Consider the following 22402-nt stretch of genomic DNA (forward strand, 5'->3'; position numbering starts at 1 on the left):
CGCACAGAGTGTAAAGGGCGACGGCAGCAGGATAAAGCCCCCTTCCCCGTTGCAGAACCGGCCGGCCCTCCCGGCGATATGAAAGGCCCCGAAGCGCGCGATGACCCCCAAACGTCTGTTCCTGATCGTCCTCGTTCTCGCCGCGCTCTGGTCGGGGTACTGGCTTGCGGGGGCGCAGGGCGCGAAGGTGGCCATTGGCCGGCTGCAGGAGAACATGCAGGCGTCGGGATGGGAGGCGGACTGGTCGGACGTCGCCCTCCGTGGCTTCCCGAATCGCTTTGACGTCACACTCGACGAACCCGCCCTCGCCCCGCCGGGTGGGGACTGGCGCTGGACCGCGCCGTTCTTCCAGGTGCTTTCGCTGAGCTACAAGCCGCACCACCTGATCGCGGTCTGGCCGAACCTGCAGACGATCGAGCTCGGCGGCGAGAGCGCGCAACTCCGCTCCGATCGGATGCGCGCCAGCGTCGTCTTCGTGCCCGGCCTCGCGCTGGAGCTGGACCATGCCGCCCTCGTGGTCGAGGCCCCACGGCTTCAGGGGGACACCGCCTCGGCCCGCGCGCGGGAGCTGCGGCTGGCGATCCGTCCCACGCCGGGGCGCGAGAATGCGCGCGATATCGGCATCACCGCACTCGAGCCGCGCGTCACCCCCTATCCCGGCGCGCCGGACGTCGCGGCGCGGAACGTGCGGGCGGACCTTGCCGTGACACTGGGTGGCCCGCTCGACCGCTCGGCGCTGTCCCGTGCGCCCCGGGTGGAGCGTGTGGAGATCCGCAGCGCGACGGTGGAACTCGGCCAGTCGCGCCTTCGTGTCACGGGCGATCTGGTGGCGGGGAGAGACGCCTATGCCGAGGGCGATCTGCGCCTCGTGGTCGAGGATTGGCGGGCCATGCTCGACGCGGCCGTCGCAAGCGGCCTCGTGCCGCAGCGCACGGCGGAGCAGATCCGCGGCGCGATGGGTCTTCTGTCCTCGGGCGAGGATGTGGACCTGACACTGACCTTCGCGGACGGCCGGACCCGGCTCGGCCCGGTCTCCCTCGGGCCGGCGCCGCGCCTCGGCTCCGGCGACTGAGCCACAGGTCAGCGGCAATAGCTGCCGGAGCGGTAGCGGGCAGTGTCGAAGTGGAAATGATCGCGGTGCGCGGCATTGGCTTCGGGGCCGAGAACGGTGCCGAACGTGCCGCAGGCGGCGCGGTGCATCTGCCGAAGCGCAGGCCCGTCCCGTTTGCTGTTCCATCCGTTCAGGACCGTGACGGAGGTTCCGTCCTTCAGCGTGAGGGCGGAGATGTCCACCGCGCGGCCCTTGCCGTGCTCGCTGATCCGCGCATTGGGATTGTTGTATCTCCCGCGGCAGATGTAATGCGCCGCGATCCGGAGCGATGAGATACCGCCTCCGCGGCGTCCGATGGCGGGGCTCGCCCCCTGCACCACCCAGTTTCGCAGCGCCGACGCCGTCGGACAGTCCATCGTCGCGGCCGTGGAGAGGCGCACGCCTGCAACCTCGGTGATCCTGACCGGCGCCTCGACGCCGCAGCCCTCGACGCGGCTCCTGATCGGCGGAAGGGTCTCGCCGCGGATCGAGACGTCACCGCAGACGGAGCCGCGCGCCGGCAGGGCCGCCTGCCGGGCGGTGCCGGAGGGACGGCCAACGCGGGCGGCGGGACCGGCGGCCCCGACCTGTTTCTCGGGCGCCGTCGGGGTGGCCGGGCGCGGGCGGGGCTTGAGCGAGCGGCGGACGATCACACCCTGATCGGTGACGGTGACGTCCGGAATCGCGACGGGCTCAGGCGCGGCGGCGCGCCTATGCTGCGGGCGGGGCGAGGTGTCCGGGGCGAAGTCTGCCGATGCCGGAGCGCCGATCATCGCCAAGGCGGCGACGAGGCGCAGGGCCCGCCTCACTCGGCGGCGCCCCTGCGGCCGGCGGCGCGACCGAAATCGGGGGCGTCCGTATCCTGGCCCGCCTCGACGATGCCGCGGCGGATCGCGCGGGTGCGGGTGAAGTAGTCGTGCAGCTCCTGCCCCTCCCCCGTCCGGATCGCGCGCTGCAGGGCGAAGAGCTCCTCGGTGAAGCGGCCGAGGATGTCGAGCACCGCCTCCCGGTTGGTCAGGAACACGTCGCGCCACATGGTCGGATCGGACGCGGCGATGCGCGTGAAGTCCCGGAAGCCAGCGGCGGAATACTTGATCACCTCGCTGTCCGTGACCCGGCCGAGATCGTCGGCGACGCCGACCATCGTGTAGGCGATGAGGTGCGGCACGTGGGAGGTGACGGAGAGGACGAGGTCGTGATGATCCGCCTCCATCCGGTCGGTCAGAGCGCCCATGCCCTGCCAGAGCGCCTCGAGGCGGGCGATCGCCGCCTCCTCTGCCCGGCTGCCGTCCGGCACGATCAGACACCAGCGGTTCGCGAAAAGCTCGGCGAAGCCGGAATGCGGGCCGCTGTGCTCGGTGCCCGCCAGCGGGTGCGCCGGAACGAAGTGGACGCCGTCCGGTACATGCGGGCCGACCGCCTCGATCACCGCCTTCTTGACGGAGCCGACATCGGTGACGGTCGCGCCGGGCTTCAGGTGCGGACCGATGGCCTCAGCGACGGCGGACATGGCCCCGACAGGCACGGCGAGGACAACGAGATCCGCGCCCGCCACGGCCTCCTCGGCGGTCTCGACCACGCGGTCGACCAGCCCGATCTCGGCCGCGACGCGGCGGGTCTCTGCGGAGCGGGCCGTGCCGACGATCTCCCCCGCGAGGCCCTCTCGCCGCATGGCAAGCGACATCGAGCCCGCAATGAGACCGAGGCCGATAAGGGCCACGCGGTCGTAGATCACGCTCATGGTCTCGCCCTCACGCCATCGCCCGGAAGTCCGCGAGCGCCTCGGCGAGTCGCGTGCAGGCCGCCTCGTCCCCCACCGTGATCCGAAGGCCCTCCGGAATGTGATAGCCCGCCACCTTTCGCGTGATGAGCCCGGCCCGCATCAGGTGGGCATGGGCCGCATCCGCCTCCACCGCATCCCTGAACCGGGCGAGGACGAAGTTTGCATAGGACGTGTCCATCGCGATCCCCAGCGCCCGAAGATCGTCGGTGAGCCGGCTCCTCAGACGGTCATTCTCCGTCCGGCACCACTCGGCCCAGTCCCGATCCCGCACCGCGGCCTCGGCGGCCATGAGCTGGGTGTTGGACAGGTTGAAGGGCTGACGGACGCGGTTGAGCACGTCGATGACGTCCCGCGGCCCGTAGGCCCAGCCGATCCGAAGGCCGCCCAGCCCGTAGAGCTTGGAGAAGGTGCGCGTCATCAGCACGTTCGGCCGCGTCGCCGCCAGATCGGCGCCACCGTCGAACCCCTCGACGAACTCGGCATACGCGCCGTCGAGGATGAGAAGGACATGCTCCGGCAGGCCGTCCGCCAGTCGCAGGACCTCCGCCTCGTCCATCATCGTGCCGGAGGGGTTGGCCGGGTTGGCGATGAAGACGAGCCGCGTGCGCTCGGTGACGGCCGAGAGGATCGCGTCCACGTCGACCACGCGCTCCCGCTCCGGCACCTCGACCGGCACACCGCCGGCCCAGAGCGTGCAGATGCGGTACATCGCGAAGCCGTGGCGGGTGTGGATCGCCTCGTCCCCCGGCTCCAGATACGCCATGCAGACCATGCCGAAGATCTCGTCCGAGCCGACGCCGCAGATGATCCGGTCCGCCTCCAGCCCGTGCACCTCGCCGATGGCGCCGCGCAGGGAGGCGTGGTCGGTGGACGGGTAGCGATGCACCCCCTCGGACAGGCTTTCGCGGATCGCCGCCTTGGCGCTTTCGGGCGCGCCGAAGGGGTTCTCGTTGGAAGACAGCTTGATCGGGTTCTCGGCACCGGGCGCACTCGCCGCACCGCCCACATAGAGGGCGATGTCGAGGATGCCGGGCTTGGGGGTCGGTCCCTTGCGGGTCTCGCCTTGGGTCATGTCGTCCGTCCTGAAGTCACCGCCCCCGGCCTTACCCCGCACCGGCCCTACTGACCAGTCCCGCCCGCGCGCGGGGCACACGCCTCGCCGCCTGTCAGGAGGCGAGGACGTTCCGGAAGAGCCAGGGATCGCTTTCGTCGATGTCCTCTTCGAAATGCTCCCACCGGTCCTGGAGCGGGGTCCAGTCCGTGTAATGCCCCTCCACGGGGCCGAGGTAGGGACGCTGGACGCCGAGGCAGAAGGCATGGTCCATCTCGTCCGTCTCGACGATGCCCGCCTGCGGATTCGCCAGCGCCCACGCCATGCCGGCGATCACCGCGCTCGTCACCTGGAGACCCGTGGCGTTCTGGTCGGGAGCGATCTGCATCGTCTCCTCGTTGGACAGGCGCGAGCCGTACCAGAGCGCGTTCTTCTCGTGGCCGAAGAGGAGGACGCCGAGCTCGTCGATGCCGGTGACGATCTCGTCGGGCTCGAGGATCTCGTGGACCTTCTGCTGCCGGCCGGAGCCGAACATCTCGTGCAGCGACAGGACCGCGTCGTCGCAAGGATGATAGGCGTAGTGGCAGGTCGGCCGGTACTCAGGGTCCCGCCCCTCGCCGACGGTGTAGTAATCCGAGATCGAGATCGCCTCATTGTGGGTCACGAGAAAGCCGAATTGAGGACCGGGCGTCGGGCACCAGGTATGGACACGGGTGATCGCGCCCGGCCGGCCGAGCCAGATCCCTGCCTGGCAGCCCGTCTCGTGGCGATTGCCGTTCTCGGGGAACCAGGTCTCGTGCGTGCCCCAGCCGAGTTCGGCAGGCTGGAAGCCTTCGGCGATGAAGCCCTCGACGGACCAGGTGTTGACGAAGACGTCGCGCGGCCGGGGCTTGGCGCGGGCCTGCGTGTCCCGCTCCGCGATATGCACGCCCTTGACCCCGAGGGATTGCATCAGCGAAGCCCACTCCTCGCGGCTGGCGGGCGTTTCGACATCACGCCCGGTATCCTCGGCAAGCTTGAGGAGCGCCTCCTTGACGAACCAGGACACCATGCCCGGATTTGCCCCGCAGCAGGAGACGGCGGTCGTCCCGCCGGGGTTCTCGGCCTTCTCCGTCCGCACCGTCTGGCGCAGGGCGTAGTTCGTGCGAGCGGCATTGTCTGTCGTGTCGAAGTAGTAGCCGCCCCAGGGCTCCACCACCGTATCGATGTAAAGACAGCCCTGCTCCCGGCAGAACCGCATCAACTCGAGAGAGGAGGTATCGACCGAGAGGTTCACCACGAAGCCGCCCGGCGCGATCACCTCGCCCAGGATCTCGCGGTAGTTCTCGCGGGTCAGCGCGACCTGGCGATAGGGGATGCCGCGCTCTTTCAGAAGGGCGCAGGCCTCGCTGCCCGGCTCGATGACGAGGAGCTTCTCGCGATCGAAATCGAAATGGCGCTCGATGAGCGGAAGGGTACCGCGGCCGATCGAGCCGTAGCCGATCATCACGACGGGCCCGTCGATGCGGCCATGGATGGGGTGGGTCTCGGCCATCTCTCACTCCGTTGGTCTGACGTCGGGGGGCCTTCTAGCAGTGCCCGCCGAAAAGGAAACCGTCGGAAAGCCGGCATGTCCCGTCCCGCGGGGCGCCGTATGACGAAGACGTGACCCCGAGCGGCACCGCAATCGCCGCCCCGGAACGCTTTCGACCGCCCGGCAGAGGAACGCCCTCCCCCCCTCTTCGCGTTGAACAGATCAAGGAGGACCCCTTCATGGCAGACGAAAAACGCACCACCGCGACACCGCCCCGCGATACGTCCACACCGCCGCGTCAGACCGGCCATCCGACGGAATCGGAAGCGGCGGCAGGCACCATGTCACCCAATCTCGACCCCGAGGACGTTCACGATACCCCGCAGACCCCCCGACCGGGCGCAGGTACGCCCCCGCCGACAGGGAAAGCGGACACGACCGCGAGCCGCGCTAGCCAGAGGCCGCTCGACGCGGTGACGGATCCAAAGCACAAGACCGCGCCCAAATCGGACAGCCCGATGAAAAGCGGCATGATCTGGGGCGTTGCCGCCGTGATCATTCTGCTCGTCGTGGTCTTCATCCTGCTCTGATCGGCGCGGATATGACGGCGCAAACGAAAATGGCCGGCCCCGAAGGGCCGGCCATTTCTGCAGAAAGGTCCCGAAGAGGGATCAGTTCTGCGCGTAGAATTCGATGACGAGGTTCGGTTCCATCTGAACCGCGAAGGGCACGTCGCCGAGGGACGGCGTGCGCACGAAGGTCGCGGTCATCTTGGAGTGGTCGGCCTCGATGTAATCCGGCACGTCGCGCTCGGCGAGGCCCACGGATTCGAGGACCAGCGCCATCTGCTTGGACTTCTGGCGCACCTCGATCACGTCACCTTCCTGCACACGGTAGGACGGGATGTTGACCTTCTTGCCGTTCACCAGGACGTGGCCGTGGTTCACGAACTGACGCGCCGCGAAGACGGTGGGCACGAACTTGGCGCGATAGACAACGGCATCGAGGCGGCGCTCGAGAAGGCCGATCAGAAGCTCGCCGGTGTCACCGCGGACCCGCTCGGCCTCGGCGAAGATGCGGCGGAACTGCTTCTCGGTCAGGTCGCCGTAGTGACCCTTGAGCTTCTGCTTGGCGCGGAGCTGCAGGCCGAAATCGGACAGCTTGCCCTTGCGGCGCTGGCCGTGCTGGCCCGGGCCGTACTCGCGGCGGTTGACCGGGGACTTCGGACGGCCCCAGATGTTTTCGCCCATGCGGCGGTCGAGCTTGTACTTGGCAGAGGTGCGTTTGGTCACCGTCTGATCTCCTTCATGGCGCCCCGCAAAATTAGCGGGGTCGATTTCGAAGGGCGTTGTCCTTTGCCTCAAGCGCCTCTTCACGAAGAAAGGCGGGATCGGCCGACAGGCATCCTCTTGCGAGGGCCCCCAACACCAATGAATACCGGTACGCGAGATCCAAAGGTCCCCCGTGATCCGGAGCGCGCCGTCTATCCCCGGCCCGGTGAGGTGTCAAGCGTGAAGCCGGGCGGGCCGGGCGGTGTCAGCCATGAGGATCGCGGCCTCGGCCCGGCCGAGCACGCGGCGCGCCGGCGGCCCGTAGGCATCAAGGTCTTCGCCTGCGAGAACGTGCCTGATCCGGGCGCGATCCGCGTCGCCCAGCGCTCCGATCGCCGCCTCGTCCGGGTGAAAGCTCTCGCTCTCCACGCCGTTTGCAAACAGCACCTGATGCCGCTCCATGAGGACATGGACATAGCTCACGTCCCGCGCCGCGATATCGGGGGAGATCCCGGCATGGCCCAGCAGGTCCTCGGCGTGGACGAGGACCTCGGACTGGTTGAAGAGCGCCCTTGCCGCCGGCCCGGACAGAAGGAGCCTGTGGCGAGGCGAAACGAGAAGGTCCCCCTCGGGCCGCCGGACCCCGAGCGCGCCCGAGCGCACGCGGATCGGGCGCAGATGCGGCATGACACGGAGGCGCGCCCCGCTCAGGTGCCGCGCGCCGGTCCAGAGCACGGGCCGGGGGCCGTCATCCTTGGTCAGGACGAGATCGCCGGGCCGCAGCGTCTCGACCGGGCGCGAGCCCCCCGGCGTCGCGATGGAGGTGCCGGGGACAAAGCAGATCAGGCCCTCTGCGGAAGGCGCGGCGCGGTCCCGCGCGCGGCGGCGCGGGCAGACGTCGCTGCGCACAACGTGGAGGTCCATGCCTGAGGGCGGCACGCCGTCATCGAAAAGGATCAGCCCCTGCCCGCGCGGCCCGCCGGGCACCCAGCTTCCCTGCCACGCGCTCCGCCCGTCCGTGACGACGAAGGTCAGGCCGAGCGCTCCGGGCTCCGCACCCTTCGGCTCGGGCGCCGTCACGGGATCCTTCGCCTCAAGACCGAGCCGGCGCGCCATTCGGCCCGCAGCCCGACCGGCGCGTGCATTGATATCCTCGTCTCCCCGGGCACCGGTAAGCAGCAGGGGGCCGCCCCGCGCATCGATCCGCGAAGGGATCCCGTCCCAGCGCCACGTCTCGCCGGGAACGAGATCCGTCACCGGTCCGCCGGGAAGTCCTGCTGTCTCTGTCCGTGCCCAGGGAACGACATAAGCGCCTTGCCCGGCGCGTGCCCGTTCCATCTGCTCTGCTCTTCTTTTGTTTATGCGCGGCAGCTTGCCCGGTGAAGCTCATGCGGCAAACCCCTTTCCCGCCCGGTCTGCCGGCCGCCGTGGCGTTTGGGCCACGGGTCGGGTGGCTTCCCTCAGGCGGCGATGGGCTCGATCAGGGAGGGTCCTTCGGCACGGTTGGAGTTCACCGCCGGGTCCACGCGGTGAAAGATGAACGTCCCCTCCGGCGCCGGCCGCATCAACCGGGCGGCCCCGTGCCCCGCCTCCCCGAGCCACAGCGCCCAGTCCTCGGGTCCGAGGACCAGCGGCGCACGGGAATGCAGCTCGGTCATCTCCCCGGCGGCGGCGGTCGTGACGATCGCAACGGTGTCGAACGCCCCGGCTTCCCCTTCCCAGCCTTGCCATATCGCGGCGAAGACCAGCGGCGCGTCGTCCGCCCGGCGGATGAACCACGGCAGGCGCGCCTCCCCCTCCTTCGTCCATTCATAGAACCCGCTCGCAGGGACGAGGCAGCGGCGCTCCCGGCAGGCGGAGCGGAAGGCGGGCTTCTCCGCCATGGTTTCCGATCGCGCGTTGATCAGGAGCGGGCCGCCATCCGGGGCCTTGTACCAGTGCGGGACGAAGCCCCAGCGCATCGGTCTGAGCCGCCGCGCGCCCGCCTCAGAGGTGACGGTATGGATGCTGTCCGTGGGGCAGACGTTGTAATTCGGCGTGGGCGGCAGGTCGTTCGACGGAGCTGCGTCGAAGATCTCGGCGATGGCCGGTCCGGGCGGGGTGATGATGAAGCGTCCGCACATGAAGGTGATGTAGCCCGCACCCCCGCCGCGGGGAACCCCGGGGAGCCATGTCGTGTTTGCCCGCCACACCATGCCCCCCTTGCCCGCGAGGTCCTCTCCGTGAGACGCACCGCCCTTCTCGTTCTCGTCGCCGCGCTGCCCGCCGCCCCTGCCCTCGCGCAGAACTCGCTTTCGGACGAAGCGCTGGTCGGACAGATCGAGCGGGCCCTCGAAGGCAACGGAGCCGGAAACGACGCGCCGGCCCAAGGAGGATCGAGCGCCCCGATCCGCGGATCGGACGTCATCACGCCGCCATCCGGCACGATCACGTCGCGTCCCTTGGGCACCATCGACAACGCGGCCATCAGCAGTTCGACAAGCGTCGATCGCCTGCCGCCGGAATATACCGGGGACTGGCGCATCGAAGGCGGGCGCTGCGACCAGCCGGGGGATGTGCGCAGCATCACGGCGAGCAGCATCGAGTCCGGCGGCACCGCCTGCAGCATCGACAGTGTATCGGACCGGGTGACCTCGGTCTCCGCCACGGGGACATGTCCGCCGGCAAGCGCCGTCGAAGTCGAGCAGACGCGCAGCTTCGATCTGCGCCTGTCCGGCCGGGACGGACTGTCGATCACCGATGAAGGTCAGTCGGAGCGTCTCCTGCGGTGCGGCGCCGCACCGAGCGGCGGAAGTGACGAGCTCGCACCCCCCGCGCCCCAGCCGCAGGGACCGACGCTGGCGCGCGAATGGGCCGATGATTTCCTTGGCTCCTATGCCGTCGGCGGCGCCTGCGAGACGTCGGGCTTCGTCGTGTCGATCTCCCCCGAAACGGTGCGCGTCGCCGAGACGCTCTGCGATGTTGCGGATCTGTCGAGATCGGGCAGCGGGATCGTCGCCTCCCTCGGCCAGTGCACGGCCGACGGTCTCGGCGCCGACGACCGGACGCGCTTCTTCGAGATGCGGGACGGTACGCTGATCTACGAGGACGGCTATGGGAGCTGGGCCCTGTCCCGCTGCTGAGAAGCGCCGTACGGATCGAATAACCGCCTGTAGAACCTGAGCGGAGACTCGGTGGCTGGAGGCACGTCTGGCAGGGGAGCGGCATGCGGACATTATGAAACTGCGCTGGAGTTGTTGTCGCCGCTACCGGTGCCCGGTTCAAAACAATGAAAAAGCTACACGATGACGAAACGGCTGACCTGATACGGGCCGACAAGCTGCGCTGGAAGGCTCTTGGCGCCGTAGAGGAGCTGGAGCTCCCGGAAGGCAGCATAGGCGCCGGGTTCGTAAGAAATCTCGTCTGGGACCATTTGCACGGACGAACAAGCGACTGTCGAAATGAAGACGTGGATGTCCTGTTCTTTCATCGAGGGCGCCTCGACCGCGATTACGAGGCTGAGCTCGAAGAGCAGCTTACGGAAGCCGCCCCACAGCTTTCTTGGAGCGTGCGGAACCAAGCGCGCATGCACCATCGCAATTGCGATCAGCCATATTCTTCAGTCGAAGATGCCATGCGGTTCTGGCCGGAAACGGCAACTGCCGTCGCTGTGTCTCGCGCCGGTGAGAAGTGCCACATCTCCGCGCCATTCGGCCTGCAAGATTTATGGCGTATGGTTCTGCGGCCGACCAGCAGCGCAGATCACAAGGTAGCCGCCTTCGAGCAACGGATCACCTCGAAGAACTGGCTGAACCGCTGGCCGTTGCTCTCCGTTGACCGATTTGAACCGATGGCGTGACGTGTCGGCCATCTTGCGGTCTTGGCCGGCACGGTTTGCGGACACCGCCAAAAATAAAGGGTGGCCCTCAAGCCACCCTTTACTAACTCGTTACGAAAGAACTGGTTACGAGCCCGTTTGCGCGGGAATTATTCGACCACGGTGATGCGGCCGTCGGTATAGGGCGTGTAGGGTCCCTGTTCCGCGAGATACTCGGCAGTCACATCTGCGAGATCCGGGCCGAAGTCATACACGTTTTCGGCATTTTCGGCAAACATCGAATACCCGTCGCCGCCGTTGCGGACGTAGTTGTTGGTCGCAACGCCGTAGGTGGCGCTTTCGTCCAGGGGCTCCCAGCTTCCGTCCATGTCCACCATCACGTCGGAGATCCGGCTGCCCGGTTCGGCGGATGGATCGACGGTGTATTTCAGGCCCGAGACCTGCGAGAACCGGCCGGCTCCGTCGGCCATTTCGCTCGCGCCGTTTTCCAGCGCGGCGAGGATGGTGGCCCCGTCGGTCTGGAACGTGGCGAGGGTGTTCTGGAACGGAAGCACCGTCAGGACCTCGCCTTGGGTGACCTCACCGGCATCGATGGTGGCGCGCAGGCCCCCGCCATTGGTGATCGCGATCTGAATGCCCTGATCGGCGGTGCGCGCAAGCATCGCGTCCGCAACGAGGTTGCCCATCTGGCATTCCATGGCGCGGCAGGTCTCGCGGGAGCCGTCGATCACGTCGGTGCTCTCGGCCACGACGCGGCTGCGAAGCTCCTCGAGGGGGCCCGACAGCTCGCCCATCCGCGCAAGGGTCTCCTCATCCTCCGCCACGGATGCGTCGAGCACGATGGGATCGCCGGAAATCTCGGTGATCTCGCCCGCATCGTCGAACGTCACGTCGATCTCGCCGAGATACTTGCCGTAGGCATAGGCGGTGAAGATCGGAACGTCGTTCACCATGACCGGATAGGGGCCTTCGGCGTCCTCGTCCGTGTTGGACAGCAGCGTATGGCTGTGCCCGCCGATGATGATGTCGACACCGGTCAGCGCCTCGGCGAGACGGCGGTCCTCCGGCAGGCCCACATGGGTGAGAAGGACGATCTTGTTCACGCCCGCCTCGGTCAGCCGGTCGATCTCGTCCTGCGCCGCATCGACGGTCGCGGAGAAGATGACCGTGTTGCCGGGCGAGGACGTCTCGGGCGTATCCTCGGCGAGGACAGACACGATGCCGACCTGCTCGCCGCCCACATCGAGGGTCACGGAATCGTCCACCCGGTCCGCGAGGAGGTTGTTCTGGGACACGTCGATATTGGCCGACAGGACCGGGAACTCGACCTGGTCGAGGAACTCGGACAGCCCTTCCGGGCCATTGTCGAATTCATGGTTACCCACGGCCATCGCATCGTAGCCGAGCTTGGTCATGAACTCGGCCGCGAGTTCGCCGCCGTACTGGTTGAAGAAGAGCGAACCCTGGAACTGGTCGCCGGCGTCCAGCAGGATGACGTTCTCTCCGGCGCGCTCCCGGCCCTCGGCAACGGCCGTGACCATCCGTGCGATCCCGCCGAAGCAGTCGCCGGCCTCGTTATCCTCGGCCGAGCAGCTCGAATCGTAGGCGTTGATCGGCTCGAACCGGTCGTGAAAATCGTTCGTGTGCAGGATCGTCATGCTCAGATCGGCCTGCGCCGTTCCGGCCGCGAGCGCCATGGCGCCGGCGCTGAGAAGGAAACGGTGTTTCATTTTGAAGCTCCCTGGTGGTTATGGAGGACACGATGGCGCCGGCCTCTTCCGGAGTCAAAGAGGCCTCGCGTCCCTTGCCGCAATTAGGTGTCATCCGCATGACGGTCGGGGCACTGTCCGAAGACCCCGCGACAGGGCGCAAGACGGATTGACCCCGCACGCCCGGCGCGGCACATCCGGCCCATGCTCGTCTTCAAGATCCTCCGCCGCCCCGAATGGAACGCCCTCAGCCAGACGGGCCACACGCGGGGAGCGCCCGTCGACCTCGCGGACGGTTACATCCACCTCTCCACCTCCGGGCAGGTCGCCGAGACCGCGGCGAAGCATTTCGCGGAAGAGAGCGACCTCGTGCTTCTGGCGCTCGACGACACGCAGCTCGGCCCCGCGCTCAAGTGGGAGCCCTCCCGAGGCGGGGCGCTCTTTCCCCATCTCTACCGGACGTTGACGCTGGAGGATGTCGTCTGGGACAAGTCCCTCCCCCTCGGCTCGGCCGGTCACATCTTCCCGGAGGGCATCCTGTGAGCGTGATCGAACGGGCGGGCCTCGCCCTCTTGCACCGGATGGATCCCGAGCGCGCTCACCGGATCGCGCTCTCCGCGCTCGGGGCGGGGGTCGTGCCCCTGCCCGGCCCGGTCACCTCCGCGCGGCTGGCGACGCGGCTCGCCGGCCTTTCGCTCCCCAATCCCGTCGGCCTTGCCGCCGGCTTCGACAAGAACGCGGTCGCCATCGGCCCGCTCGCCCGCGCGGGCTTCGGCTGGATCGAGTGCGGCGCGGCGACACCCCGCCCGCAGGACGGCAACGAGGCGCCGCGGCTCTGGCGGCTCGCCGAGGATCGCGCCGTCATCAACCGGTTCGGCTTCAACAATGACGGCGCCCCCACCATCGCCGGCCGCCTCGCCGCGCGCCGCAAGAGTGGCGTTCCGGTGGGCCTCAACCTCGGGGCCAACAAGGACAGCGCGGACCGCGCGCAGGATTTTGCCGCCGTTCTCACCGCCTGCGGCCCGCATGTCGATTTCGCGACGGTGAACGTGAGCTCCCCCAACACCGAAAGCCTGCGGGATCTTCAGGGCTCCGCGGCTCTGGCGAAGCTTCTGGCCGGCGTCGTCGCCGCGCGGGATGCGCTGGAGGGACGGCCCGCCGTCTTCGTCAAGATCGCGCCGGACCTGTCGGACCGGGAGATAGAGGAAATCGCCGGCGTCGCCGAGGCCTCCGGGATCGACGGGATCGTCGCGACCAACACGACGCTCAAGCGCGACGGGCTGACGAGCGCGGACAGGGACCGCCCCGGCGGTCTGTCAGGGCGCCCGCTCATGGCCCGCTCGACCGAGGTTCTGGCGAAGCTCTACCGCGCAACCGGCGGGCGCATCCCGCTCGTGGGCGTCGGCGGAATTTCCTCGGCGGAAGATGCCTTTGCCAAGATCCGCGCCGGTGCGACGGCGGTGCAGCTCTATTCGGCGCTTGTCTATGACGGGATCGGCCTCGCCGCGCGGATCGCCGAGGGGCTGGACCGGATCGCCGAGCGCGAGGGGTTGGCGTCGCTCAGCGATGCCGTCGGCACCGGCGTCTGACGCGATCCCGGAACCGCCGGGCGCGCATGGCGTTCGGGCCGATGACACTCAAGACCATTGATGACGTCCGCGCTCTGATCGCGGCCAACCCGGTCTCCGGCACGCCGGCGGAGATGCGCGCAGCCTTTGCCCGCCTCGCGGCGGCGCCCGCCGCGGAGAATGTCGGCGCAACGCCCCTCGTTCTCGGCAGTATCGATGCGCTCTCAGTTGGGGAAGGTCCGACGCTGCTCTGGCTCCATGGCGGCGGACTGGTCTTCGGCGGTCCGGAAACGCACCTCGCCCTTGCCGCGCATCTGGCCGGCCGGGGTCTACGGGTGGTGCTGCCCGCGTACCGGCTTGCGCCGGATCACGTCTGGCCGGCCCAGATCGAGGACACGATGGCCGCCCTCGATGCGCTTTCAGGCCCTGTGGCGATCGGCGGAGACAGCGCTGGCGGTCTGCTCGCCCTCGAGGCCGCGCAGCGGCGCCCCGGCCGAGCCTTCGCCCTCGCCCTTCTCTCCCCCAACACGGACCGGACCGGCGCGACGGCGGAGGTGCGCGCGGCCCAGTCCGAACACGATGCGATGAACGACGACGAACAGGACGCCGCGCTCGCCCGCCTCGCCTTCGAGGACCGGGACGGATGGGACCCCGAAGTCTCCCCCCGTCTCGGTCCGCTCGATCATCTGCCGCCCACGTTCCTCGCCGCCTGCCCGGACGAGGTCCTGTCGGAGGATGCACGGCTGCTGGCGGACGGCATCCACGAGGTTGGCGGCGGCTGCGACTTCACGCTGTGGGACGGGATGTTCCACATGTGGCCGCTCTGGCCGAACGCGATTCCCGAAGGCGCCGAAGCGCTCGACCGGATCGCGGCCTTCGTTCAGGCCGAGGCCGCGCGCTCCAGCGCGGGATAGCGGGCGAAGAGCGTCACGGCGCGCAATCCGTTCAGCAGCATCAGCGAGAGCCAGAGCCCGGCGTTCCCCATCACCGGCACGAGAAGGACGACGCCGGCGACATAGGCCGCCACCGGGAGCAGCATCGCGTTGCGCATGTCCCGCGTCCGCGTGGCCCCGATGAAGATGCCGTCCAGCATCCAGCTTCCGATCCCGACGAGCGGCGCCGCGACGACCCACGGGAGGTAGTCCCGCGCCGCCTGCCTCACGGCCGGATCCGTCGCCATCGCATCGATGATGAGCGGCCCGAACACCGCGTACACCGCCGCGAGCAGGACCGCGCCGCCCGCGCCCCACTGGCTCGCCACGATGGCGGCGCGGCGCAGGTGAGGTCTGCTGCGCGCTCCGAAGGCCTGGCCCACGAGGGATTCGGCGGCGAAGGCAACGCCGTCGAGCGCGTAGGCGGTGATCTGGAGGAACTGCAGCAGCACCTGGTTGGCCGCCAGCGTCACGTCACCGAAATCCGAGCCGACGAAGAGGAAGGCGGTGAAGCTGGCTTGCAGGAGGATGGAGCGGAGCATGATGTCTCCGTTCACGGCCACCATCCGCCTGATCCGGACCGGATCGAGGACCCGCGCCCAGTCCCTCCACTGGTCCCCGGCGAACGCCGCGCGGCAGAGCCAGAGGCCAAGCCCCAGCCCGGTCAGCTCCGCGATGATCGTCGCGCACGCGACCCCGCCGACGCCCCATCCGAGGCCGAGGACGAACCACAAATCGAGCACGATGTTCAGCCCGTTCATCCAGAGCTGGAGGAGCAGCACGGAGCGCGTTCGCTCCAGCGCGATGAGCCAGCCCGTCAGCGCATAGATCGCAATCGCCGCCGGCGCGCCCCAGATGCGGATGGACAGGTAGATCCGAGACAGCTCCTCGACCTCGTCCGAGGCCGGTGCGAGCGCGAAGGCGGCGGCGAAGATCGGCCATTGCAGTACGATTCCGGCCAACCCGGCCGCGCCCGCGATCATCAGCGCCCGCACGAGGATCGCGCCCGTCTCCGCCGCGTCCCGTGCGCCATGCGCCTGCGCCACGAGGCCGGAGGTGCCCATCCGGAGGAAGCCGAAGATCCAGTAGATCGAGGAGATGATGACCGCGCCAATCCCCACGGCCCCGATCGGCGCGGCGGCGCCGAGCTGCCCCACGACGCCGGTATCGACGGCCCCGAGGATGGGGATCGTCGCGTTCGACAGGACGATGGGCAGCGCGATCGCGAGGACGCGGCGATGCGTGACCGGATGAAGATGCGCGGAAGTGGCGGACGGCTCGGGCGCGATGCCCGGTTCAGACATGACCGGGATCGTCCCGGGGGTCCGCCGGCATCAGGAAGTGCCCCGTGGCCTGCGCGAAGAGGCGAGCCCGGTTGTCCTGCCACGCCTCGACATGAACGGAGGCGAAGCGCCGCCCCGAGCGCACCACCCGCGCCCGTGCATAGGCGTCGCGCGGCAGGCCGGAGCGCAGGTAGTCGATGGTGAAGTCGATCGTCTTGGGCAGGCGCGGCCCGACATCGCCGCCCGTCCCGCTCTCCATCTCGGGCCAGAGGATGGACCAGCTCAGCTCCACGATGGCTGCGGTTTCGAGAAACGAGGCCGTCACGCCGCCATGCAGCGCCGGAACCATCGGGTCGCCGATGAGCATGTCCTTGAAGGGCAGAACGGCGGTCAGCTCGTCCCCGCGGCGATCGAATTCGATGCCGAGAAAGGCAGCGTAGGGCATCGAGCCGACGAGACGGGAGAGGTGGCCATCGCGCCGCTCCTTCAGGGCATGGACAGGCTCGGGAGACGTGCGGGGGCTCATGCCGCGCCCTCCTTTTTCTCCGCAGAGGGGCGAACGGTCATGGTGAAGGCCCCGGTGGCGGCGGCAACGGGCGGTCCGTCCTCGCCGTCCGTCGCGGTCGCCCGAATGAAGGCCACCGAGCGGGTGACGTGGTAGCACTCCGCCTCCGCCCGGATCGCCGCACCGGCCTTCGCGGCGCGCATGTAGTCGATCCTGAGATCGAGCGTGGCTGCCGTGGAGGGGCCGACGGGATGGCTCATCACCGCGGCGCCGCCGCAGGTGTCCATCAGCGCGCTGATCACGCCGCCATGGAGAACGCCCCGCCGCGGATCGCCCACGAGCCGCTCGTCGAAGGGCATCGTGATCACCGCATGTCCGCCGCCGACGCTCTCGATCGTCATGCCGACTGCGCGGGCGAAGGGAATCGCCTCGATGAACTGGCGGGCTATCTGTATCTGCAACTGTGCATCGCTCATGGCGGAACCTGTTGTTTTCGACCGGTGGACTATCGGTCCGGGGGGCACGACGTACAAGGCACGCCCGGGTTGCAAAGCGGAAGCGCGGACGCGATGATCCGGGGGCCAGGCGACAACGTGCGGACGGGATGGTAGAAATTCGTATCAGCTTCAAGGATATGTGCGAGCGCTTCGGCGTAACGCCCCGCACGCTGCGCTACTACGAGTACATCGAGCTGCTCTCCCCCGAGCGCGAGGGCCGGTCCCGGTTCTACAGCGCACGCGAGGTGGCCCGGATGACGCTGATCATGCGGGGTCGCCGGTTCGGATTCTCCCTCGAGGAAATTCGGCAATGGCTGGAGATCTATGATCAGCAGGGCACCCGCGCACAGATGGAAGCGTGGGTCGTCATGGCCGACAGCCAGCTCTCCGATCTGCGCAAGCGGCAGGAGGAGCTCGCGCAGACGATCGCCGAACTCGAGGGCCTGCGCGCCGACACCTCCCGCTCTCTCGAAGAAAGCGACAGCAAGGACTGACACCGCTCCTGCGGGCGGCCCCTTGCCCGTCCACGGGCAGCGCCGGACGGCTCCTGTAGGTGCGCCCGAAGGGCTCATCGCGGGCCAACGGCATGCCTTCGCTTTATAGCCCGATCAAAGTTCGGCATGGCGCCTCAAGTGCATTGACCAACCGGTCAAAATTGCGCATCAACTGCTTCTGGCGCATTGATATTTCCCAACCTCGTTCATGACGTCACGTTACGGTTACGCTAACGTCATGCGGGGCTTGTGACTTGAGCGAAATCGAAACATTTGCGCTCCCACAAAGAAGCAATCTCCTGACTGGGAGGCCAACGAAAAATGACCACCGACACCCTCACCATCCGCGAGATGTGCGACTCCTTCGAGGTGACGCCGCGCACCCTGCGATTCTACGAATCCAAGGAACTGCTCTTCCCGATCCGGGAAGGCACGCGACGGCTCTTCACCCGCCGGGACCGCGCACGTCTCAAGCTGATTCTGCGCGGCAAGCGCTTCGGCTTCTCCCTCGAGGAGATCCGCCAGCTGCTCGATCTCTACGATCTGGGCGATCAGCAGGTCACGCAGATCAGCGCGACCTACGAGGCCGCCAAGGTTCACCTCGCCGACATGGAACGCCGGCGGGACGAGCTGAACGAGGCGATTTCCGAGCTCAAGGGCCACATGGAATGGGGGGAGAGCGTACTGTCCTCCCTGCAAGCCAAGCAGGCCGCCGAGTAGACGATTTGCATTTGAAGTGACGGAACGGCGCGCGGGACATTCTTGCGCGCCGTTTTCTATTATGGGTTCAACCTAGTCGGGAGGACCAGACATGCCGAGTTACACCGCACCCGTGCAAGACATCCAGTTTGTGCTGCACGACGTGCTTCGGGCCCATGAGCAGGACGTGCCGGGCTACGACGAGATGGACCGGGACTTCACCACCGCCGTTCTCGAAGAAGCCGGGAAGATCTCCTCGGAAGTGCTCGCGCCCCTCAACCCGGTCGGGGACCGGGAGGGCTGCACCCTCGAGAACGGCGTCGTCCGGACGCCCACCGGGTTCAAGGCCGCCTACGACCAGATGCGGGAGGGCGGCTGGCTCGCCCTTGATTCCGATCCCGAATACGGCGGCCAGGGCATGCCGTACCTCCTGGGCTCGGCCGTCGGCGAGATGTTCGTCTCCGCCAACATGGCCTTCAACATGTACCAGGGCCTGAGCCACGGCGCCGCCTCCGCGATTCACGCCCACGGCTCCGAACAGCAGAAGCGGACCTTCCTGCCCAAGATGATCGAAGGCTCGTGGTCGGGCACGATGAACCTCACCGAGCCGCAATGCGGCACGGATCTGGGCCTCATCCGCACCAAGGCGGAGCCGCAAGACGACGGAACCTACCGCATCTCCGGTCAGAAGATCTGGATCTCAGCCGGCGAGCATGACCTGACGGACAACATCGTCCACCTCGTCCTCGCCAAGATCCCCGGCGGACCGGAGGGCACCAAGGGCATCTCCCTCTTCATCGTGCCGAAGTTCATGGTGAACGAGGACGGCTCCCTCGGCGACCGCAACCAGGTGGTCTGCGGCGGTCTCGAGGAGAAGATGGGCATCCACGGCAACGCGACCTGCGTGATGCACTATGACGGCGCGATCGGCTACCTCGTCGGCGAGGAGCACAAGGGCATGCGCGCGATGTTCACGATGATGAACGAAGCCCGGATCGGCGTCGGCCTCCAAGGCTACGCGCAGGGCGAGGTCGCCTATCAGAATGCGCTCGCCTTCGCGAAGGACCGGCTTCAGGGGCGTGACGTGACGGGTGCGCAGAACCCGGACGGGCCGGCCGATCCGATCATCGTGCATCCCGATGTGCGCCGGAACCTCCTCCACCAGAAGAGCTTCACCGAGGGTGCGCGGGCGCTGGCCTTCTGGGGCGCGTCGCTGATCGACCGCTCCCACCGCTCCGGGGATGCCGAGGCGGAGGCGATGGTGTCCCTCCTCACCCCCGTCATCAAGGGCTTCCTCACGGACAAGGGCTTCGAGACGGCAGTCCTCGCGCAGCAGACCCTCGGCGGCTCCGGCTTCACCCGCGAATGGGGCCTCGAACAGTTCGTTCGCGATGCCCGGATCACGATGATCTACGAGGGCACGAACGGCATCCAGTCCCTCGACCTCGTCGGCCGCAAGCTCGGCCAGAACGGCGGCAAGACGGTGATGGCGTTCTTCGAGATGGTGAAATCCTTCATCAAGGAGAACGAGGGCGACGAGACACTGAAGGTGGGCTATCTCGATCCGCTGAAAGCCGCCTCCAAGGACCTTCAGGCCGCCGGGATGTACTTCATGCAGAACGGCGCGAAGAACCCCAACGCCGCGCTGTCGGGAAGCTACGACTTCATGCATCTCTTCGGCCATGTGGCTCTGGGACTGATGTGGTCCCGGATGGCCGTCGCCGCGACGAAGATGCTGTCGGACGGCGAGGGCGATGCGGAGTTCCTGAAGGCCAAGATCCAGACCGGCCGCTACTACATGGCGCGCCAGCTTCCGGCGACGAAGATGCACCTTGCGCGCATCGAAAGCGGCGCCGATCCAGTGATGACGCTGGACGAAGCCGCCTTCTGAGGGCGAGTATCGAGGGGGAAGGGCCGATGCACGGCCCCTCCCCTGCCCCTTGCCCGCGAGCCCCATGCCCAAACGCTTCCGCCTGACCCGTCGCCTGCCCGTCGCCATGACGGAAGATGCCTATCGCCGGCTCAAGAAGTTCTCCCGAGATGCCGGGCTCGACGAGGGGGAGGCCCTGTCCTTCGTGTTCGAGCATTTCGACGGCATCCTCGACGAGGAGAAGTTCCTGCACCGGCTGCGGACCTTCAATTCGACACTCGACGCGCGCAAGCGGTGACGCCTTTCCGGCGCGGGCATTCGGCAGAAAGGGTGAACGTGGTGCGATCCGAGCCCTTCCGGGGAGATGAGCTTCGTCGCAACGTCACGGCGGGACCGGGGATGACATTTGCCGCCCGTGCGCTTTTCTCAGGCGCGGGCGGGTAGCAGAGGAGACAGCCCGGTGACGATCCAGCTTCATTGCTTCGGTGAAAGCGGGAATGCCTACAAGGCGGCCCTGACCCTCACCTTTTGCGGTCTCGACTGGGACCCGGTCTGGGTCGATTTCTTCGGCGGCGGATCGAAGGATCCGGAGTTCCTCGCGCTCAACGAGATGGGCGAGGTGCCGGTGATGGTCGACGGGGATCTGGTTCTCACGCAGTCCTGCGTGATCCAGCTCCACGCCGCCGAGCGGACCGGCAAGCTCCTGGACGGGGACCGGGCCGAGATCCTGCGCTGGCTCTTCTGGGACGCGCAGAAGGGCAGCGGCCAGCAAGGCGCGCTGCGCTTCATGACGAACTTTCTGCCGGAGGAAAAACGCTCCGCAGGCGCAATCGAGTGGCTTTCGGGGCGCGTTGCGTCGTCGCTCAAGGTGCTCGATCGGCACCTGGACGGGCGGGACTGGATCGCGGGCGACTCGCCCACGATCGCCGACACCGCCGCCTGCGGCTACCTCTACTACCCCGAACCCTTCGGCTACGACGCGGACCGCTTTCCCGCCATCGCCGCCTGGCTGGCGCGGATAGCCGCCCTGCCCGGCTGGAAACACCCCTATGACATGATGCCCGGACACCCTTCGGACCGGGCCTGACGCATCTTCGGGAGGATTTGATGACAGACGCCTATATCTACGACGCCGTACGCAGCCCGCGGGGGCGCGGCCGCAAGGACGGCTCGCTGCACGAGGTGACCGCCGTGTCCCTCTCCAAGCAGGTCCTGAACGCCATCAAGGAGCGCAGCGATCTCGAGACCCGCGGCGTCGAGGACGTGATCTGGGGCAACGCCACGCAGGTCATGGAGCAGGGTGGATGCCTTGCGCGCACGGCGGTTCTCGCCTCCGACTTCGACGAGCGCGTCCCGGGCCTGTCCATCAACCGCTTCTGCGCGAGCGGCATGGAAGCGGTGAACCTCGCCGCCAACCAGGTCCGCGCCGGCGCGGGCGAGGCCTATGTCGCCGGCGGGGTCGAGATGATGTCCCGCGTGGCGATGGGCTCCGACGGCGCCGCGATCGCGGTGGACCCCTCGGTCGCCATGGACAGCTACTTCGTGCCCCAGGGCATCGCCGCCGACATCATCGCCACCGAGTACGGCTTCAGCCGGGAGCAGTGCGACGCCTTCGCCGTGGAGAGCCAGAAACGGGCCGCGGCGGCCTGGGATGCGGGCCATTTCGACAAGTCCGTCATCACCATCAGGGACACGAACGGCCTGCCGATCCTCGACCGGGACGAGTACATGCGCCCCGATACGGACATGCAGAAGCTCGGCGCCCTGAACCCGTCCTTCCAGCAGATGGGCGAGGTCATGCCGGGCTTCGACAAGGTCGCGATGATGAAGTACCCGCATCTTGAGCGGATCAACCACGTGCACCACGCAGGCAACTCCTCGGGGATCGTGGACGGCGCGGCGGCGGTGCTCGTCGGCTCCAAGGCCTTCGGCAAGGCGCACGGGCTGAAGCCGCGCGCCCGAATCCGCGCCACCGCGAAGATCGGCACCGATCCCACGATCATGCTGACGGGGCCGGTCCCGGTCACGCACAAGATCCTCGAGGATCACGGCATGAAGATCTCGGACATCGATCTCTTCGAGGTGAACGAGGCGTTCTCCGCCGTGGCCCTGCGCTTCATGCAGGCCTTCGACGTCGATCCCGGGCGCGTCAACGTCAACGGCGGTGCCATCGCCATGGGCCACCCGCTCGGCGCCACCGGCGCGATCATCATCGGCACCCTGCTCGACGAGCTGGAACGGTCGGACAAGGAGCTCGGCCTCGCGACGCTCTGCGTCGCCTCCGGCATGGGCGCCGCGACCATCATCGAACGCGTGTGAG

At 67.9% G+C, this 22402-nt stretch carries 24 protein-coding genes; 13 read left to right on the top strand and 11 right to left on the bottom strand.

What is annotated here, in order from left to right:
- Positions 1 to 100: 100 nt before the first annotated feature.
- On the top strand, positions 101 to 1072 hold the full coding sequence (locus DQG15_RS04310) for a DUF2125 domain-containing protein (protein WP_116083014.1): 972 nt from the start codon (positions 101 to 103) through the stop codon (positions 1070 to 1072).
- 8 nt (positions 1073 to 1080) lie between these two features.
- Here DQG15_RS04310 and DQG15_RS04315 read toward each other — a convergent pair whose 3' ends face one another.
- The 4 genes from DQG15_RS04315 to DQG15_RS04330 form a co-directional block, all read right to left on the bottom strand.
- Positions 1081 to 1899: an extensin family protein gene (locus tag DQG15_RS04315; protein WP_232830705.1), complete on the bottom strand. Its 819-nt coding sequence runs from the start codon at positions 1897 to 1899 to the stop codon at positions 1081 to 1083.
- A complete protein-coding gene (locus DQG15_RS04320; protein ID WP_116083016.1) occupies positions 1896 to 2831 on the bottom strand; it encodes a prephenate/arogenate dehydrogenase family protein in 936 nt (311 codons plus the stop codon). The genes DQG15_RS04315 and DQG15_RS04320 overlap by 4 nt, the downstream gene beginning before the upstream one ends.
- A 10-nt stretch (positions 2832 to 2841) precedes the next feature.
- Entirely contained in the window at positions 2842 to 3945 is a 1104-nt protein-coding gene (gene hisC / locus DQG15_RS04325; RefSeq protein ID WP_116083017.1) for a histidinol-phosphate transaminase, read from the bottom strand.
- 94 nt (positions 3946 to 4039) lie between these two features.
- Complete coding sequence (locus DQG15_RS04330) at positions 4040 to 5458, bottom strand: homospermidine synthase (RefSeq protein WP_116083019.1); 1419 nt, start codon at positions 5456 to 5458, stop codon at positions 4040 to 4042.
- Between the two features lie 218 nt (positions 5459 to 5676).
- Between DQG15_RS04330 and DQG15_RS04335 the strand changes: the two genes are divergently transcribed.
- On the top strand, positions 5677 to 6027 hold the full coding sequence (locus DQG15_RS04335) for a hypothetical protein (protein ID WP_116083021.1): 351 nt from the start codon (positions 5677 to 5679) through the stop codon (positions 6025 to 6027).
- 81 nt (positions 6028 to 6108) lie between these two features.
- Here DQG15_RS04335 and rpsD read toward each other — a convergent pair whose 3' ends face one another.
- The 3 genes from rpsD to DQG15_RS04350 all read right to left on the bottom strand — a co-directional run bounded on the left by rpsD (position 6109) and on the right by DQG15_RS04350 (position 8831).
- The gene (gene rpsD / locus DQG15_RS04340; RefSeq protein ID WP_116083022.1) at positions 6109 to 6729 is read right to left on the bottom strand and encodes a 30S ribosomal protein S4; all 621 of its coding nucleotides are present in this window, start codon (positions 6727 to 6729) and stop codon (positions 6109 to 6111) included.
- A gap of 213 nt (positions 6730 to 6942) precedes the next feature.
- Positions 6943 to 8046: a Hint domain-containing protein gene (locus tag DQG15_RS04345; RefSeq protein WP_116083024.1), complete on the bottom strand. Its 1104-nt coding sequence runs from the start codon at positions 8044 to 8046 to the stop codon at positions 6943 to 6945.
- A gap of 122 nt (positions 8047 to 8168) precedes the next feature.
- Positions 8169 to 8831 (bottom strand): SOS response-associated peptidase, encoded by a 663-nt coding sequence (locus tag DQG15_RS04350; protein ID WP_116083740.1) that lies wholly within the window; start codon positions 8829 to 8831, stop codon positions 8169 to 8171.
- Positions 8832 to 8930: 99 nt separating this feature from the next.
- On the opposite strand from DQG15_RS04350, the gene DQG15_RS04355 reads away from it, so the two are divergent.
- Together DQG15_RS04355 and DQG15_RS04360 are read left to right on the top strand one after the other, a co-directional pair.
- Positions 8931 to 9830 carry a hypothetical protein gene (locus DQG15_RS04355; protein ID WP_116083026.1) on the top strand — a complete coding sequence of 300 codons (900 nt, stop codon included), beginning with the start codon at positions 8931 to 8933 and terminating at the stop codon, positions 9828 to 9830.
- Positions 9831 to 9976: 146 nt separating this feature from the next.
- Complete coding sequence (locus DQG15_RS04360) at positions 9977 to 10546, top strand: nucleotidyltransferase family protein (protein WP_116083028.1); 570 nt, start codon at positions 9977 to 9979, stop codon at positions 10544 to 10546.
- Between the two features lie 128 nt (positions 10547 to 10674).
- Here the strand turns inward: DQG15_RS04360 and DQG15_RS04365 are convergent, their stop codons facing one another.
- Positions 10675 to 12255 (bottom strand): bifunctional UDP-sugar hydrolase/5'-nucleotidase, encoded by a 1581-nt coding sequence (locus tag DQG15_RS04365; RefSeq protein ID WP_116083029.1) that lies wholly within the window; start codon positions 12253 to 12255, stop codon positions 10675 to 10677.
- Between the two features lie 183 nt (positions 12256 to 12438).
- On the opposite strand from DQG15_RS04365, the gene DQG15_RS04370 reads away from it, so the two are divergent.
- The 3 genes from DQG15_RS04370 to DQG15_RS04380 are packed head-to-tail and all read left to right on the top strand — an operon-like array spanning position 12439 to position 14716.
- Positions 12439 to 12777: a DUF952 domain-containing protein gene (locus DQG15_RS04370; RefSeq protein ID WP_116083031.1), complete on the top strand. Its 339-nt coding sequence runs from the start codon at positions 12439 to 12441 to the stop codon at positions 12775 to 12777.
- Positions 12774 to 13823, top strand: a complete 1050-nt coding sequence (locus DQG15_RS04375) for a quinone-dependent dihydroorotate dehydrogenase (protein WP_116083033.1) — start codon at positions 12774 to 12776, stop codon at positions 13821 to 13823. Before DQG15_RS04370 ends, DQG15_RS04375 begins: the two co-directional genes overlap by 4 nt.
- Positions 13824 to 13864: 41 nt before the next feature.
- Entirely contained in the window at positions 13865 to 14716 is an 852-nt protein-coding gene (locus DQG15_RS04380; RefSeq protein ID WP_157968888.1) for an alpha/beta hydrolase, read from the top strand.
- Here DQG15_RS04380 and DQG15_RS04385 read toward each other — a convergent pair.
- The 3 genes from DQG15_RS04385 to DQG15_RS04395 are packed head-to-tail and all read right to left on the bottom strand — an operon-like array spanning position 14683 to position 16998.
- Positions 14683 to 16038 carry an MATE family efflux transporter gene (locus tag DQG15_RS04385; protein WP_116083036.1) on the bottom strand — a complete coding sequence of 452 codons (1356 nt, stop codon included), beginning with the start codon at positions 16036 to 16038 and terminating at the stop codon, positions 14683 to 14685. The genes DQG15_RS04380 and DQG15_RS04385 overlap by 34 nt on opposite strands.
- Positions 16031 to 16543: a PaaI family thioesterase gene (locus tag DQG15_RS04390; RefSeq protein WP_116083038.1), complete on the bottom strand. Its 513-nt coding sequence runs from the start codon at positions 16541 to 16543 to the stop codon at positions 16031 to 16033. Before DQG15_RS04390 ends, DQG15_RS04385 begins: the two co-directional genes overlap by 8 nt.
- The gene (locus DQG15_RS04395) at positions 16540 to 16998 is read right to left on the bottom strand and encodes a PaaI family thioesterase (protein ID WP_116083039.1); all 459 of its coding nucleotides are present in this window, start codon (positions 16996 to 16998) and stop codon (positions 16540 to 16542) included. Before DQG15_RS04395 ends, DQG15_RS04390 begins: the two co-directional genes overlap by 4 nt.
- Before the next feature lie 128 nt (positions 16999 to 17126).
- On the opposite strand from DQG15_RS04395, the gene DQG15_RS04400 reads away from it, so the two are divergent.
- From DQG15_RS04400 to DQG15_RS04425, 6 genes are all read left to right on the top strand, one after another.
- Complete coding sequence (locus tag DQG15_RS04400) at positions 17127 to 17513, top strand: MerR family DNA-binding transcriptional regulator (RefSeq protein ID WP_116083041.1); 387 nt, start codon at positions 17127 to 17129, stop codon at positions 17511 to 17513.
- Positions 17514 to 17834: 321 nt separating this feature from the next.
- Entirely contained in the window at positions 17835 to 18233 is a 399-nt protein-coding gene (locus DQG15_RS04405) for a MerR family DNA-binding transcriptional regulator (protein ID WP_116083042.1), read from the top strand.
- A 91-nt stretch (positions 18234 to 18324) separates the two neighbouring features.
- Positions 18325 to 20103: an acyl-CoA dehydrogenase C-terminal domain-containing protein gene (locus DQG15_RS04410; protein ID WP_116083044.1), complete on the top strand. Its 1779-nt coding sequence runs from the start codon at positions 18325 to 18327 to the stop codon at positions 20101 to 20103.
- Between the two features lie 64 nt (positions 20104 to 20167).
- Positions 20168 to 20380 carry a hypothetical protein gene (locus DQG15_RS04415; RefSeq protein WP_116083046.1) on the top strand — a complete coding sequence of 71 codons (213 nt, stop codon included), beginning with the start codon at positions 20168 to 20170 and terminating at the stop codon, positions 20378 to 20380.
- A 162-nt stretch (positions 20381 to 20542) separates the two neighbouring features.
- Positions 20543 to 21169, top strand: coding sequence for a glutathione S-transferase family protein (locus tag DQG15_RS04420; protein ID WP_116083048.1), 627 nt, complete (start codon positions 20543 to 20545; stop codon positions 21167 to 21169).
- A gap of 20 nt (positions 21170 to 21189) precedes the next feature.
- Complete coding sequence (locus DQG15_RS04425; RefSeq protein ID WP_116083049.1) at positions 21190 to 22401, top strand: acetyl-CoA C-acetyltransferase; 1212 nt, start codon at positions 21190 to 21192, stop codon at positions 22399 to 22401.
- The last annotated feature ends 1 nt before the right edge of the window (position 22402 follow it).

It is taken from the genome of Tropicimonas sp. IMCC34011, assembly GCF_003390865.1.
Lineage (GTDB): Bacteria > Pseudomonadota > Alphaproteobacteria > Rhodobacterales > Rhodobacteraceae > Tropicimonas_B.

Excerpts from the sequence above, each read along its gene's own strand:
- DQG15_RS04310 (WP_116083014.1), top strand. The coding sequence starts at position 101 with ATGACCCCCAAACGTCTGTTCCTGATCGTCCTCGTTCTCGCCGCGCTC.
- DQG15_RS04320 (WP_116083016.1), bottom strand. The coding sequence starts at position 2,831 with ATGAGCGTGATCTACGACCGCGTGGCCCTTATCGGCCTCGGTCTCATT.
- hisC (WP_116083017.1), bottom strand. The coding sequence starts at position 3,945 with ATGACCCAAGGCGAGACCCGCAAGGGACCGACCCCCAAGCCCGGCATC.
- DQG15_RS04330 (WP_116083019.1), bottom strand. The coding sequence starts at position 5,458 with ATGGCCGAGACCCACCCCATCCATGGCCGCATCGACGGGCCCGTCGTG.
- DQG15_RS04335 (WP_116083021.1), top strand. The coding sequence starts at position 5,677 with ATGGCAGACGAAAAACGCACCACCGCGACACCGCCCCGCGATACGTCC.
- DQG15_RS04345 (WP_116083024.1), bottom strand. The coding sequence starts at position 8,046 with ATGGAACGGGCACGCGCCGGGCAAGGCGCTTATGTCGTTCCCTGGGCA.
- DQG15_RS04350 (WP_116083740.1), bottom strand. The coding sequence starts at position 8,831 with ATGTGCGGACGCTTCATCATCACCCCGCCCGGACCGGCCATCGCCGAG.
- DQG15_RS04360 (WP_116083028.1), top strand. The coding sequence starts at position 9,977 with ATGAAAAAGCTACACGATGACGAAACGGCTGACCTGATACGGGCCGAC.
- DQG15_RS04365 (WP_116083029.1), bottom strand. The coding sequence starts at position 12,255 with ATGAAACACCGTTTCCTTCTCAGCGCCGGCGCCATGGCGCTCGCGGCC.
- DQG15_RS04370 (WP_116083031.1), top strand. The coding sequence starts at position 12,439 with ATGCTCGTCTTCAAGATCCTCCGCCGCCCCGAATGGAACGCCCTCAGC.
- DQG15_RS04380 (WP_157968888.1), top strand. The coding sequence starts at position 13,865 with ATGACACTCAAGACCATTGATGACGTCCGCGCTCTGATCGCGGCCAAC.
- DQG15_RS04385 (WP_116083036.1), bottom strand. The coding sequence starts at position 16,038 with ATGTCTGAACCGGGCATCGCGCCCGAGCCGTCCGCCACTTCCGCGCAT.
- DQG15_RS04390 (WP_116083038.1), bottom strand. The coding sequence starts at position 16,543 with ATGAGCCCCCGCACGTCTCCCGAGCCTGTCCATGCCCTGAAGGAGCGG.
- DQG15_RS04395 (WP_116083039.1), bottom strand. The coding sequence starts at position 16,998 with ATGAGCGATGCACAGTTGCAGATACAGATAGCCCGCCAGTTCATCGAG.
- DQG15_RS04400 (WP_116083041.1), top strand. The coding sequence starts at position 17,127 with ATGGTAGAAATTCGTATCAGCTTCAAGGATATGTGCGAGCGCTTCGGC.
- DQG15_RS04405 (WP_116083042.1), top strand. The coding sequence starts at position 17,835 with ATGACCACCGACACCCTCACCATCCGCGAGATGTGCGACTCCTTCGAG.
- DQG15_RS04410 (WP_116083044.1), top strand. The coding sequence starts at position 18,325 with ATGCCGAGTTACACCGCACCCGTGCAAGACATCCAGTTTGTGCTGCAC.
- DQG15_RS04415 (WP_116083046.1), top strand. The coding sequence starts at position 20,168 with ATGCCCAAACGCTTCCGCCTGACCCGTCGCCTGCCCGTCGCCATGACG.
- DQG15_RS04425 (WP_116083049.1), top strand. The coding sequence starts at position 21,190 with ATGACAGACGCCTATATCTACGACGCCGTACGCAGCCCGCGGGGGCGC.